Origin of the sequence: Pseudomonas sp. CFBP 8771 (assembly GCF_014841695.1) — a bacterium.
GTDB lineage: Bacteria > Pseudomonadota > Gammaproteobacteria > Pseudomonadales > Pseudomonadaceae > Aquipseudomonas > Aquipseudomonas baltica.
In genome coordinates this window covers 206,035-219,888 of record NZ_JACYUJ010000008.1, presented here as the reverse complement: position 1 = coordinate 219,888, position 13,854 = coordinate 206,035, and the positions used below count along the sequence as shown (strand labels likewise).

14 protein-coding genes are annotated in these 13,854 nt (G+C 62.2%); all 14 read left to right on the top strand.

The features are described 5' to 3' along the window. The first annotated feature begins 115 nt into the window (after positions 1-115). Entirely contained in the window at positions 116-988 is an 873-nt protein-coding gene (gene tsf, locus IFT80_RS19340; protein WP_122476588.1) for a translation elongation factor Ts, read from the top strand. Between the two features lie 192 nt (positions 989-1,180). Next, a complete protein-coding gene (pyrH, locus tag IFT80_RS19335) occupies positions 1,181-1,924 on the top strand; it encodes a UMP kinase (RefSeq protein ID WP_049862287.1) in 744 nt (247 codons plus the stop codon). Next, the gene (gene frr, locus IFT80_RS19330; RefSeq protein ID WP_122476572.1) at positions 1,921-2,478 is read left to right on the top strand and encodes a ribosome recycling factor; all 558 of its coding nucleotides are present in this window, start codon (positions 1,921-1,923) and stop codon (positions 2,476-2,478) included. The genes pyrH and frr overlap by 4 nt, the downstream gene beginning before the upstream one ends. A gap of 16 nt (positions 2,479-2,494) precedes the next feature. Beyond that, on the top strand, positions 2,495-3,250 hold the full coding sequence (uppS, locus tag IFT80_RS19325) for a polyprenyl diphosphate synthase (RefSeq protein WP_122476571.1): 756 nt from the start codon (positions 2,495-2,497) through the stop codon (positions 3,248-3,250). Next, complete coding sequence (locus IFT80_RS19320) at positions 3,250-4,065, top strand: phosphatidate cytidylyltransferase (RefSeq protein ID WP_192052794.1); 816 nt, start codon at positions 3,250-3,252, stop codon at positions 4,063-4,065. The genes uppS and IFT80_RS19320 overlap by 1 nt, the downstream gene beginning before the upstream one ends. After that, positions 4,062-5,252, top strand: coding sequence for a 1-deoxy-D-xylulose-5-phosphate reductoisomerase (gene ispC / locus IFT80_RS19315; protein ID WP_192102496.1), 1,191 nt, complete (start codon positions 4,062-4,064; stop codon positions 5,250-5,252). The genes IFT80_RS19320 and ispC overlap by 4 nt, the downstream gene beginning before the upstream one ends. A 30-nt stretch (positions 5,253-5,282) precedes the next feature. After that, complete coding sequence (rseP, locus tag IFT80_RS19310; protein WP_122795109.1) at positions 5,283-6,632, top strand: sigma E protease regulator RseP; 1,350 nt, start codon at positions 5,283-5,285, stop codon at positions 6,630-6,632. A gap of 73 nt (positions 6,633-6,705) precedes the next feature. Continuing rightward, positions 6,706-9,081, top strand: a complete 2,376-nt coding sequence (gene bamA / locus IFT80_RS19305) for an outer membrane protein assembly factor BamA (RefSeq protein WP_192138109.1) — start codon at positions 6,706-6,708, stop codon at positions 9,079-9,081. A gap of 44 nt (positions 9,082-9,125) precedes the next feature. Continuing rightward, entirely contained in the window at positions 9,126-9,641 is a 516-nt protein-coding gene (locus IFT80_RS19300; protein ID WP_049862282.1) for an OmpH family outer membrane protein, read from the top strand. Position 9,642: 1 nt separating this feature from the next. After that, entirely contained in the window at positions 9,643-10,698 is a 1,056-nt protein-coding gene (gene lpxD, locus IFT80_RS19295) for a UDP-3-O-(3-hydroxymyristoyl)glucosamine N-acyltransferase (RefSeq protein WP_122476563.1), read from the top strand. A 111-nt stretch (positions 10,699-10,809) separates the two neighbouring features. Continuing rightward, positions 10,810-11,250 carry a 3-hydroxyacyl-ACP dehydratase FabZ gene (gene fabZ, locus IFT80_RS19290; RefSeq protein WP_043185101.1) on the top strand — a complete coding sequence of 147 codons (441 nt, stop codon included), beginning with the start codon at positions 10,810-10,812 and terminating at the stop codon, positions 11,248-11,250. Further along, positions 11,247-12,023, top strand: a complete 777-nt coding sequence (gene lpxA / locus IFT80_RS19285) for an acyl-ACP--UDP-N-acetylglucosamine O-acyltransferase (protein ID WP_122476561.1) — start codon at positions 11,247-11,249, stop codon at positions 12,021-12,023. Before fabZ ends, lpxA begins: the two co-directional genes overlap by 4 nt. After that, positions 12,023-13,168: a lipid-A-disaccharide synthase gene (gene lpxB / locus IFT80_RS19280; protein WP_185794265.1), complete on the top strand. Its 1,146-nt coding sequence runs from the start codon at positions 12,023-12,025 to the stop codon at positions 13,166-13,168. The genes lpxA and lpxB overlap by 1 nt, the downstream gene beginning before the upstream one ends. Before the next feature lie 22 nt (positions 13,169-13,190). Further along, positions 13,191-13,820 (top strand): ribonuclease HII, encoded by a 630-nt coding sequence (gene rnhB, locus IFT80_RS19275; RefSeq protein ID WP_163007437.1) that lies wholly within the window; start codon positions 13,191-13,193, stop codon positions 13,818-13,820. Positions 13,821-13,854: the final 34 nt, after the last annotated feature.

Sequence of the window (13,854 nt, the reverse complement as noted above, 5' to 3'; positions counted from 1 at the left end):
AGAACCATTGCCGGCATCGTCATCGCTCCAATTGTAAAGAGCCGCTGGCAAGGTCAAGAATTGAGCGCCCGTTAACGGGTGGAATGGTTAGACACCTATCCAAGAGGAATTTGAAATGGCAGAGATTACTGCAGCGTTGGTCAAAGAACTGCGCGAGCGTACCGGCGAAGGCATGATGGATTGCAAAAAGGCCTTGACCAAGGCCGGCGGCGACATCGAAAAAGCCATCGACGACATGCGTGCTTCCGGCGCCATCAAGGCCGCCAAGAAAGCAGGCAACGTTGCTGCCGAAGGCGCCATCGCCGTCAAGGTTGCTGCCGACAACAAGTCCGCAGTCATTCTGGAAGTCAACTCGCAGACCGACTTCCTGGCTCTGCAGGACGACTTCAAGAACTTCGTCGCCGCCAGCGTGGAAAAGGCTTTCGCCGACCAGCTGACCGACGCCGCTCCGCTGATCGCCGCTCAAGAGCCAGCGCGTGAAGCCCTGGTCGGCAAGGTTGGCGAAAACGTCAACATCCGCCGCCTGGTGCGCGTGGAAGGCGACGTTGTCGATGCCTACCTGCACGGCAACAAGATCGGTGTCATCGTTGCCCTGAACGGCGGCAACGCCGAACTGGCTCGCGACATCGCCATGCACGTTGCAGCCAGCAACCCGGAATTCCTGCTGCCATCGCAGGTTTCGGCCGAGGCCATCGAGCGCGAGAAGGGCGTCTTCATGAGCCTCAACGAAGACAAGATCAAGGGCAAGCCAGCCGAGATCGTCGAGAAGATGGTTGCCGGTCGCATCAGCAAGTTCCTTGCCGAAGCCAGCCTGGTCGAGCAGGCGTTCGTCAAGAACCCTGAAGTCAAGGTCGGTGACCTGGCCAAGAAAGCCGGTGCCGAAATCGTTTCGTTCACCTACTTCAAGGTAGGCGAAGGCATCGAGAAGCCTGTCGACAACTTCGCTGACGAAGTTGCCGCACAAGTGGCCGCTGCCAGCAAGCAATAAGACGGATTCGTCCTGTTGCCCCAAAGAGGCTGCCCGCTTACGCGCGCAGCCTCTTTTTCAAAGTTGGCACCCGGATTTAGCCGCTTACAAGGCGCAGGTCCGGTGGTACTGTCGCAGTGCCGCAAGCTAGAGTTAGGCGCGCCGTACACCGGCCCGTCCAGAATTTATTAAACGCCGCAGGAGAGACACGCAATGGCTCAGCAGGTGAGTGGTCGTCAACCTCGCTATAAACGCATTTTGCTCAAACTTAGCGGCGAGGCCCTGATGGGGTCCGAAGATTTCGGGATCGACCCGAAAGTGCTGGACCGCATGGCCCTCGAAGTGGGCCAGTTGGTAGGCATCGGCGTCCAGGTGGGTCTGGTCATCGGCGGTGGCAATCTGTTCCGCGGTGCCGCCCTGAGCGCAGCCGGCATGGACCGTGTCACCGGCGACCACATGGGCATGCTGGCGACCGTGATGAACGCCCTGGCCATGCGCGATGCGCTGGAACGCTCCAACATCGCCGCCATCGTCATGTCGGCCATCTCGATGGTCGGCGTGACCGATCATTACGATCGCCGCAAGGGTATTCGTCACCTCAATTCCGGCGATGTGGTAATTTTCGCCGCCGGCACCGGCAACCCGTTCTTCACCACCGACTCCGCAGCCTGCCTGCGCGCCATCGAGATCGATGCCGACGTGGTGCTCAAGGCGACCAAGGTCGACGGTGTCTACACGGCCGATCCGTTCAAGGATCCCCATGCTGAGAAATTCGACCGCCTGACGTACGATGAAGTACTGGATCGCAAGCTGGGCGTGATGGACCTGACCGCCATCTGCCTGTGCCGCGATCACAAGATGCCGTTGCGGGTATTCAACATGAACAAGCCTGGCGCTCTGCTGAACATCGTAGTGGGCGGCGCCGAAGGAACTCTGATCGAGGAAGGCGAAGTATGATCAACGAAATCAAGAAAGATGCGCAGGCGCGCATGCAGAAATCCCTGGAGTCGCTGCAGCACGCGTTCGGTCGTATCCGTACCGGCAAGGCGCACCCCAGCATTCTGGAAGGCGTTCAGGTCCCTTACTACGGTGCCGACACCCCTATCAACCAGGTCGCCAGCATCAGCGTGAAGGATTCGCGCACCCTGCAGGTTGTCGCGTTCGAGCGCAACATGCTCGGCGCGGTCGACAAGGCCATCGGTGCCGCCGGCCTCAACCTCAACCCGACCAACCTGGGCGAGCTGCTGCTGATCTCCATGCCTGCGCTGACCGAAGAAACCCGCAAGGGCTTCACCAAGCAGGCGCGTGACGCTGCCGAAGACGCCCGCGTGGCCGTGCGCAACATTCGCCGTGACGCACTGAGCCAGTACAAGGATCTGGTCAAGGAAAAGGAAATCAGCGAAGACGAAGAACGTCGCGCCGCCGATGACATCCAGAAGCTGACCGACAAGTTCGTCGCGGACATCGAAACGGCCGTGAAGCAGAAAGAAGCGGACCTGATGGCCGTTTAAGGAATTAGTCCGTCTCATGGAAAAGACCAAGTTGGCTGTACCTTCCACGGTACCGCGGCATGTTGCGATCATCATGGATGGCAACAATCGCTGGGCCAAGAAACGTTTGCTGCCCGGTGTCGCTGGGCACAAGGCCGGTGTGGATGCTGTGCGCGCGGTCATCGAGGTGTGTGCCGAGGCCAAGGTCGAGGTACTGACCTTGTTCGCCTTTTCCAGCGAGAACTGGCAGCGCCCGGCCGACGAGGTCGGGGCATTGATGGAGCTGTTCTTCAGTGCACTGCGCCGCGAGGCACGGCGGCTGAACGACAACCGCATCAGCCTGCGGATCATCGGTGATCGCTCGCGGTTCCACCCCGACCTGCAGGCCGCCATGCGCGAAGCCGAAGCGGCCACCGCCGGTAACGACCGTTTTGTGCTGCAAATCGCCGCCAACTACGGTGGCCAGTGGGACATTGCCCAGGCGGCGCAGCGTCTTGCCCGGGAAGTCCAGGCCGGTCACCTCAAGCCGGAGGAGATCACTCCCGATCTGCTGCAGACCTGCCTGGCCACCGGTGACCTGCCTTTGCCGGATCTGTGCATCCGAACCGGCGGCGAGCATCGCATCAGCAACTTCCTGCTGTGGCAACTGGCCTACGCCGAGCTGTATTTTTCCGACCTGTTCTGGCCGGATTTCAAACACGAGGCCATGCGCACGGCGCTGGCCGATTTCGCTTCGCGCCAGCGCCGGTTCGGTAAAACGAGCGAGCAGGTCGAAGCCGGAGCCCGTGCTTAATGCTTAAACAACGCATCATCACTGCGCTGATTCTCCTGCCGATTGCCCTGTGCGGTTTCTTCCTGCTCGAAGGCGCAGGGTTCGCCCTGTTCATCGGCCTGGTGGTTACCTTGGGCGCGTGGGAGTGGGCGCGGCTGGCCGGGTTCGAAAAACAGTCGGCGCGCATTGCCTTCGCCGCCGTGGTAGCGGGTCTGTTGTTCTTCCTCTACCTGACGCCGGGCCTGGCGCCGTTCGTGCTCGGCGCGGCGGTGCTGTGGTGGTGCCTGGCCACGTTCCTGGTGCTGACCTACCCGCGCACCAGCGAACATTGGGCCAGCCTTGCCTGCAAGCTGCTCATTGGCCTGCTGATCCTGCTGCCGGCCTGGCAAGGGCTGGTGCTGCTCAAGGGCTGGCCGCTGGGCAACTGGCTGATCATGACCGTCATGGTGCTGGTATGGGGTGCCGACATCGGCGCCTACTTCACCGGCAAGGCCCTGGGCAAGCGCAAGCTGGCGCCCCAGGTCAGCCCCGGCAAGAGCTGGGAAGGTTTCTACGGCGGGCTGGTGACCAGCCTGCTGATCACCCTGGCGATCGGCCTGGTGCGCGACTGGGGAATCGGCCAGATGCTCGCGGGCCTGATCGGCGCGGCGATCGTGGTGGCCCTCTCGGTCGTCGGTGACCTGACCGAAAGCATGTTCAAGCGTCGCTCCGGCATCAAGGACAGCAGCAACCTGTTGCCGGGCCATGGCGGTGTGCTCGATCGCATCGACAGTCTGACCGCGGCGGTACCGGTGTTTGCCGTGCTGCTGTGGGCTGCCGGCTGGGGCGTGATGTGAGCGGCGTGCAGCGCATTACCGTGCTGGGCGCGACCGGCTCCATCGGCCTGAGCACGCTCGACGTCATCGCCCGGCATCCGGACCGCTACAGCGCATTTGCCCTGAGCGGCTTCTCGCGCATGGACGAACTGTTGGCACTGTGCCTCGTGCATCGCCCGGTGTTTGCCGTGGTGCCCAGCCAGGAGCGTGCCACCGCCTTGCAGCAGGCATTGCGCCAGGCCGGCTCGCGCACCGAAGTGCTGGTGGGTGAAGAAGGGCTGTGCCAGGTGGCCGCTGCGCCGGAAGTGGATGCGGTGATGGCGGCCATCGTCGGCGCAGCCGGGCTGCGCCCGACCCTGGCCGCGGTCCATGCCGGCAAGAAAGTGCTGCTCGCCAACAAGGAAGCGCTGGTCATGTCCGGGGCACTGTTCATGCAGGCCGTGCGCGACAGCGGGGCCGTGGTGCTGCCTATCGACAGCGAACACAACGCGATTTTCCAGTGCATGCCCGGTGATTTCGAGCGCGGCCTGGGCAATGTCGGCGTGCGGCGCATATTGCTGACTGCATCGGGTGGTCCGTTTCGGCAGACGCCGCTGGAAGCGTTGGAACAGGTCACGCCGGAGCAGGCGTGCGCTCATCCCAACTGGTCGATGGGACGCAAGATTTCCGTCGACTCGGCCAGCATGATGAACAAGGGCCTGGAGCTGATCGAGGCGTGCTGGCTGTTCGACGCGCGACCCGCGCAGATCGAAGTGGTCGTGCATCCGCAGAGCGTGATCCATTCCCTGGTCGACTATGTCGACGGCTCGGTGCTGGCTCAGCTGGGCAACCCTGATATGCGCACGCCGATCGCCCATGCCATGGCCTGGCCGCAGCGTGTCGATTCGGGTGTGGCACCCCTGGACCTGTTCGCCATTGCGCGGCTCGATTTCGAAGCGCCCGATGAACAACGCTTTCCTTGCCTGCGCCTGGCTCGGCAGGCAGCGGAGGCGGGCGACAGCGCCCCGGCCATGCTCAACGCGGCGAACGAAATCGCGGTAGCGGCGTTCCTCGAGCGTCGCATACGCTACCCGCAGATCCCGCGTATGATCGAGGACGTCCTCAATCGGGAACCGGTGGTGGCGCTGGATACGCTCGACACCGTCTTCGCCGCGGATGCTCGCGCGCGGTACCTGGCCCAGCAATGGTTGAACCAGCACGGGTGCTGACCCCTGCATGGCCGTAGTTCGGAGAGAGTTATGAGTGCGCTCTACATGATTATCGGCACCCTGGTGGCATTGGGTGTGCTGGTTACCTTTCACGAGTTCGGCCATTTCTGGGTCGCACGGCGTTGTGGCGTCAAAGTGCTGCGTTTTTCGGTGGGCTTCGGCACGCCTCTGTTGCGCTGGCATGACCGCCAGGGCACGGAATTCGTCGTCGCGGCGATTCCGCTGGGTGGCTACGTCAAGATGCTCGACGAGCGCGAGGGCGACGTGCCGGCCGACCAGGTCGAACAGTCGTTCAATCGCAAGAGCGTGCGTCAGCGCATCGCCATCGTCGCCGCCGGGCCTGCGGCCAACTTTCTGCTCGCCCTGGTGTTCTTCTGGCTGCTGGCGATGCTCGGCACTCAGCAGCTCAAGCCGGTGGTCGGTTCGGTCGAGCCGGGCAGCATCGCGGCAACCGCCGGTCTGATGGCAGGTGAGGAAATCGTCGCGGTGGATGGCGAAAGCACCTCCGGCTGGGCTGCGGTGAACCTGCAAATGGTAAGGCGCCTGGGCGAAACCGGTGCCTTGCAGTTGACCGTGCGCGAACCTGGCTCCAGCAATGAAGCCACTCGCTCGCTGGCCTTGAACCAGTGGCTGCAGGGCTCCGACGAACCCGACCCGATCCGCTCGCTGGGCATCCGTCCATGGCGTCCGGCGCTGGCGCCGATACTCGCCGAGCTGGATCCCAACGGCCCGGCGCAGGCCGCCGGTTTGCGTACCGGGGACCGCCTGCTGGCGCTGGACGGCCAGCCCCTGGGCGATTGGCAGCAGGTCGTGGACCTGGTCCGAGAACGTCCGGACAGCCGGATCGTGTTGCGCGTAGAGCGCGACAACGCTCCACTGGATGTCCCGGTCAACCTGGTTTCCAAGGGTGAAGGCAAGGCCGCCGGGTACCTCGGCGCCGGGGTGAAACCGGTCGAGTGGCCACCGCAGATGCTGCGCGAAGTCAGCTACGGGCCGCTCGATGCCGTGGTCGAGGGCGCCAGGCGTACCTGGACCATGAGCGTGCTGACCCTTGATTCCCTGAAGAAAATGCTGTTCGGCGAGCTCTCGGTAAAAAACTTGAGTGGACCGATAACCATTGCTAAAGTGGCGGGCGCTTCGGCCCAGTCGGGTTTTGGGGATTTCCTGAATTTCCTCGCCTACCTGAGCATAAGCCTCGGAGTTCTCAATTTGCTGCCCATTCCAGTACTGGATGGGGGGCATCTGTTGTTCTACCTGATCGAGTGGGTGCGTGGTCGCCCAGTCTCCGATCGGGTACAGGGTTGGGGAATCCAGATCGGCATCAGTCTGGTGGTTGGCGTCATGCTGCTTGCCCTGATAAACGATCTGGGTCGACTGTAACGCTTCGCTCGTTTGCGAACCTGCCGCTTCTGCGGCAGTTTGTTTATTGCCAGTTGGAATAAGAAAGGACTTCATGAAACGTCTGCTGCTAACTGCGGTTCTTGCCGTACTGATGATCGCTGAAGTTCACGCCGCGTCCTTCACCATCTCCGATATCCGTGTCAACGGGCTGCAGCGGGTTTCCGCCGGCAGCGTGTTTGGCGCGTTGCCGTTGAACGTAGGTGACCAGGCCGACGACGGTCGCCTGGTGGAATCGACCCGTGCACTCTTTAAAACCGGGTTCTTCCAGGATATCCAGCTGGGCCGGGACGGTAACGTCCTGGTGATCACCGTGGTCGAACGACCCTCGGTGGCCAGTATCGACATCGAAGGCAACAAGGCCATCTCCACCGAAGACCTGATGAAGGGCCTCAAGCAGTCCGGACTGGCCGAAGGCGAGATCTTCCAGCGCGCCACTCTCGAAGGCGTGCGCAACGAGCTGCAGCGCCAGTACGTCGCCCAGGGTCGCTACTCGGCCTCGGTCGATACCGAAGTGGTCACCCAGCCACGCAACCGCGTCGCCCTGAAGATTAACATCAACGAAGGTACGGTTGCGGCCATCCAGCACATCAACGTGGTGGGCAACTCGGTATTCCCCGAAGAAGACCTGACCGACCTGTTCGAACTCAAGACGTCCAACTGGCTGTCGTTCTTCCGCAACGATGACAAGTACGCACGGGAAAAGCTGTCCGGTGACCTGGAGCGTCTGCGTTCCTACTACCTGGACCGCGGTTACATCAACATGGACATCGCGTCCACCCAGGTGTCGATCACCCCGGACAAGAAGCACGTCTACATCACCGTCAACGTCAACGAAGGCGAAAAGTACACGGTTCGCGACGTCAAGCTCAGCGGCGACCTCAAGGTCCCCGAAGATCAGGTCCAGCAGCTGATGCTGGTGAAGAAGGGCCAGGTGTTCTCGCGCAAGGTCATGACCTCCACGTCCGAGCTGATCACCCGCCGCCTGGGTAACGACGGCTACACCTTTGCCAACGTCAACGGCGTGCCTCAGCCGGACGACGAGGACCACACGGTCGATATTACCTTCGTGGTCGATCCGGGCAAGCGTGCCTACGTCAACCGCATCAACTTCCGTGGCAACACCAAGTCGGAAGACGAAGTGCTGCGTCGCGAAATGCGCCAGATGGAAGGCGGCTGGGCCTCGACCTACCTGATCGACCAATCCAAGACCCGCCTCGAGCGCCTTGGCTTCTTCAAGGAAGTGAACGTCGAGACGCCGGCCGTGCCAGGCACCGACGACCAGGTCGACGTCAACTACGCCGTGGAAGAGCAAGCCTCCGGTTCGATCACCGCCAGCGTTGGCTTCGCCCAGAGCGCCGGCCTGATCCTCGGTGGTTCGATCAGTCAGAACAACTTCCTGGGTACCGGTAACCGTGTGTCCATCGGCCTGACCCGCAGTGAATACCAGAGCCGTTACAACTTCAGCTACACCGATCCGTACTACACGCCGGACGGCGTCAGCCTGGGCTACAACGCGTTCTACCGCACCACCGACTACGACGACCTCGACGTCGACGTGGCCAGCTACGCCGTGGACAGCCTCGGCGCCGGCATGAACTTCGGCTACCCGATCAGCGAGACCTCGCGCCTGACCTTCGGCTTGAGCGTTCAGCAGGACGAAATCAAGACGGGTAACTACACCGTCGAAGAGATCTTCGATTTCACCGAGAAGGAAGGCGACAAGTTCCTCAACTTCAAGGCGTCGGCCGGCTGGTCGTCGTCCACCTTGAACAAGGGCGTACTGCCAACCCGCGGTGCTTCGCAAAGCTTGACCGGTGAAGTGACCATTCCTGGCAGCGACCTGTCATTCTTCAAGATCGACTACCGCAACCAGGCGTTCGTGCCGATCACCGAAAACTACACCATGCGCTTCCACACCGAACTGGGCTACGGCGATGGCTACGGTTCCACCGACGGCCTGCCGTTCTACGAGAACTACTATGCCGGTGGCTTCAACTCGGTCCGAGGTTTCAAGGACAGCACGTTGGGTCCGCGTAGTACGCCAAGTCAGGAAAACCCTGGACGCGGCACGTTGGAGGACCCGGATCAGGATCCACTGGCCTTTGGTGGTAACGTACAGATCACCGGTGGTGCCGAGATCCTCTTCCCACTGCCATTCGTCAAGGATCAGCGCTCGCTGCGAACGTCTCTGTTTGTGGATGTGGGTAACGTTTTCGATACCAATTGCAACGTTAAGCGTGACTCGGCTGGTACCAAGCTTAACGAATGCAACGACATCGACATCGCTAACATGGCCGTCTCCGCCGGCTTGGGCGTGACCTGGATCACCGCCCTGGGCCCACTGAGCTTCAGCCTGGCGATGCCGGTCAAGAAGCCTGACAATGCCGAAACCCAGGTCTTCCAATTCTCTCTGGGCCAGACCTTCTAAGGTCTGCTCCTTGGCAACAACAACGGATTTTGTAGGAGTTTATTGTGCGCAAGTTGACTCAAATGGTTGTTCTGGCCGCGACCCTCGCCGCCTCGTTGGGTGCCACTCCGGCTTTCGCCGACATGAAAATCGCCGTTCTGAACTATCAGATGGCGCTGCTCGAGTCTGACGCTGCCAAGAAATACGCGGTCGATGCCGAGAAGAAATTCGGCCCGCAACTGAGCAAGCTGAAAACCCTGGAAAGCAGCGCCAAGAGCATTCAGGACCGTCTGGTCGCCGGTGGCGACAAGATGGCCCAGCCCGAGCGCGAGCGTCTGGAGCTGGAATTCAAGCAGAAAGCCCGCGACTTCCAGTTCCAGTCCAAGGAGCTGAACGAAGCCAAGGCCGTTGCCGACCGCGAAATGCTCAAGCAGCTCAAGCCCAAGCTCGACGGCGCCGTCGAAGAAGTCATCAAGAAGGGCGCCTTCGACCTGGTTCTGGAGCGCGGTGCGGTGATTGATGTCAAGCCTCAGTTCGACATCACGCGCCAGGTCATCGAGCGCATGAATCAGTCGCGCTGATATGACAGCGACCATGAAGCTCGGCCAGTTGGCCGAGTTCCTGGGGGCCACGGTCAGTGGCGACCCGGAGAAGATCATCACTGGGCTGGCCACCTTGCAGGAGGCCGGCCCAGCTCAGCTGAGCTTTCTGGCCAACCCGCAGTACCGCAAGTTCCTCCCCGACAGCCATGCCGGCGCCGTACTGCTCAAGGCCGCCGATGCCGAAGGCTTTCAAGGCGATGCATTGATCGTTCCCGATCCCTACCTTGCCTATGCGCGCATCTCCCACCTGTTCGATCCCAAGCCCCGCGCCAGCGCCGGTGTTCATCCGACGGCCGTCATTGCAGATGACGCCCAGGTCGATGCCGCCGCCAGTGTCGGGCCGTTCGCCGTGATCGAAAGCGGTGCCAGGATCGCTGCCGGGGTAACCGTCGGCGCGCATTGCTTCATCGGTGCGCGCTGCGAGATCGGTGAAGGTGGCTGGTTGGCGCCGCGCGTGACCCTCTATCACGACGTGCGCATCGGCAAGCGCGTGGTCATACAGTCCGGTGCGGTGCTGGGTGGCGAAGGCTTCGGTTTTGCCAACGAGAAAGGCGTCTGGCAGAAGATCGCCCAGATCGGCGGAGTCAGCATCGGTGACGACTGCGAGATTGGCGTGAACACCGCCGTGGACCGCGGCGCGTTGGCCGATACCTTGATCGGCAACGGTGTGAAGCTCGACAATCAGATCCAGATTGCCCACAACGTGCAGATTGGCGACAACACCGCCATGGCCGCCTGTGTCGGCATTTCGGGAAGCAGCAAGATCGGCAAGAATTGCATGCTCGCAGGCGGTGTAGGCCTGGTCGGGCACATCGAGATCTGCGATGGGGTATTCATCACCGGCATGACCATGGTGACCCATTCGATCACCGAACCCGGTGCCTATTCCTCGGGTACGGCGATGCAGCCAGCGGCCGAGTGGCGCAAGAGCGCCGCGCGACTGCGGCAGTTGGACGACATGGCGCGCCGCCTCAAGCAGGTGGAAAAGCGTGTCGAGGCAGTGACCCAAGGCGGTAAAGCGTCATCTGATGGCTGATACCCTTTCCATATCAAGTGTGCCCAGCCGCTAGACTGCCCCTTGATTTGCAATAGGAGTGTCGCGCGTCAGCCGCGCGCTCCCTATCTTTACTACAGGCTTCCCCCCGAAATGATGGACATCAACGAGATTCGCGAATACCTGCCGCACCGCTATCCCTTTCTGCTGGTGGATCGCGTAGTGGAGCTGGACGTCGAAAGCCAGAGCATTCGCGCCTACAAGAATGTCAGCATCAACGAGCCGTTCTTCAATGGTCACTTTCCCGCGCACCCGATCATGCCGGGCGTGCTGATCATCGAGGCCATGGCCCAGGCCGCCGGCATCCTTGGTTTCAAGATGCTCGATGTCAAACCGGCCGACGGTACGCTCTACTACTTCGTGGGTTCGGACAAGCTGCGTTTCCGCCAGCCCGTGCTGCCCGGCGACCAACTGATCCTGGAAGCCAAGTTCATCAGCTGCAAGCGGCAGATCTGGAAGTTCGACTGCAAGGCTTCGGTCGACGGCAAGCCGGTCTGCTCGGCCGAGATCATCTGTGCGGAACGCAAGCTATGAGTTTGATTGACCCTCGCGCCATCATCGACCCGTCCGCCGTTCTGGCAGATGGCGTCGAAGTCGGCCCTTGGTCGATCGTTGGTGCGGGCGTGGAAATCGGCGAGGGCACCGTGATCGGTCCCCATGTCATCCTCAAGGGGCCGACCCGCATCGGCAGGCACAACCGCATCTACCAGTTTTCCTCCATCGGGGAAGACACGCCGGACCTCAAGTACAAGGGCGAAGAAACCCGTCTGGTCATCGGTGACCACAACGTCATCCGTGAAGGTGTGACCATTCACCGTGGCACCGTGCAGGACCGCGCCGAAACCACGCTGGGCGATCACAACCTGATCATGGCTTACGCCCACATCGGGCACGACAGCGTGATCGGCAACCACTGCATCCTGGTCAACAACACGGCACTGGCCGGCCATGTGCACGTGCACGATTGGGCGATCCTTTCCGGCTTTACCCTGGTGCACCAGTATTGCCACATCGGTGCCCACAGCTTTTCGGGCATGGGCACGGCCATCGGCAAGGACGTGCCGGCCTATGTCACGGTGTTCGGCAACCCGGCCGAAGCCCGCAGCATGAATTTCGAAGGCATGCGCCGCCGCGGCTTCAGCGACGACGCCATCCACGCCCTGCGCCGTGCCTACAAGACGGTCTATCGCCGAGGCTTGACCGTCGAGCAGGCATTGCTCGATCTGGCCGAGCCAGCGCGTCTGTACCCCGAGGTCGACGTCTTCCTCAAGTCGATCCAGTCCTCGACCCGCGGCATCACCCGCTGATGTCGCACCCCGCAGCGCTGACCGTGGCATTGGTGGCAGGTGAAGCCAGCGGCGATATCCTGGGTTCGGGGCTGATGCGCGCGCTCAAGGCACGCCATCCGCACATCCAGTTCATCGGCGTCGGGGGGCCGCTGATGGAAGCCCAAGGGCTGGTCAGTCGCTTCCCCATGGAGCGTCTGTCGGTCATGGGCCTGGTCGAGGTGCTGGGTCGCCTGCGCGAACTGCTGGCCCGGCGCAAGCAGCTGGTTGCCGAGCTGATCGCGTGCAAGCCGGACGTGTTCATCGGTATCGACGCTCCTGACTTTACCCTCAACATCGAGCTCAAGCTGCGCCAGGCCGGGATCAAGACCGTGCACTACGTCAGCCCTTCGGTGTGGGCATGGCGGCAGAAGCGGGTGCTGAAGATTCGCCAGGGCTGCGACCTGATGCTGACGCTACTGCCCTTCGAGGCCAGGTTCTACGAAGAGCAGGGCGTGCCGGTGCGCTTCGTTGGCCATCCCTTGGCCGACACCATTGCGCTGCACGCCGATCGCGGTCAGGCCCGCGCACAGCTGGGCCTGGCGGGTGATTTTCCGGTCGTGGCGCTGATGCCGGGCAGCCGCGGCGGCGAAGTCGGGCGCCTGGGCGAGTTGTTCCTCGACAGCGCCCAGTTGCTGTTGCAGGCGCACCCGCAGATGCGTTTCGTCATTCCCTGCGCCAACCCACAGCGCCGCGCGCAACTGGAGCAGATGCTCGTCGGGCGGACGTTGCCGGTGACCTTGCTCGACGGTGACTCGCACACCGCGCTGGCCGCCTGTGATGCGGTACTCATCGCCTCCGGCACGGCCACCCTCGAAGCCTTGTTGTACAAGCGCCCGATGGTGGTCGCCTACCGGCTGGCGCCCCTGACGTACTGGATTCTCAAGCGTATGGTCAAAAGCCCCTACGTGTCGTTGCCCAATCTGCTGGCCCAGCGCATGCTGGTCCCCGAGCTGCTGCAGGATGAGGCCACGCCCCAGGCCCTGGCCGACCGGCTGCTGCCCCTGCTGGCGAGCGGCGAAGAACAGACCAGCGGCTTCGATGCGATTCACCGCACGCTGCGCCGTGATGCGTCCAACCAGGCGGCCGAGGCCGTGTTGCAACTGATAGGCAGGAACGATGGCTAAGCCTCCACAGACAAGCAGGCAACTGCAGATGGGGCTGGATTTCGATCTGGTCGAAGAGCTGGTTGCCGGTGTCGACGAAGTCGGCCGCGGGCCGCTGTGCGGCGCGGTGGTGACGGCAGCGGTGATTCTCGATCCGCGACGGCCGATCCTCGGGCTCAACGATTCGAAAAAGCTCACCGAAGCGCGTCGTGAACTGCTTTACGAAGAGATCTGCGAGAAAGCCCTGGCCTGGTGCATCGCGCGCGCCGAAGTCGAAGAGATCGACCGCCTGAACATTCTGCACGCAACCATGCTCGCCATGCAGCGGGCGGTGCAGGGCCTGAGCATCACGCCAAGGCTTGCACTGATCGACGGCAATCGCTGTCCGCAACTGGACGTGCCCAGCGCTCCGGTGATCCAGGGTGATGCCAAGGTCCCGGCGATCGCCGCCGCTTCGATCCTGGCCAAGGTCAGCCGCGACCGGGAAATGTCTGCATTCGAATTGATCTACCCCGGCTATGGCATGGGCGGGCACAAGGGCTACCCTACACCGGTGCACCTGGAAGCCTTGGCCCGGCTGGGCCCGACGCCCATTCACCGGCGATCGTTCGCACCGGTTCGTGCCGCATGGCAGGCGCGCGAAAGCAGCGATCAAGCGCCCGCCTGGGTCTAGCAGGCTGATGTTTTGATCAAGGCCCGGTACAATC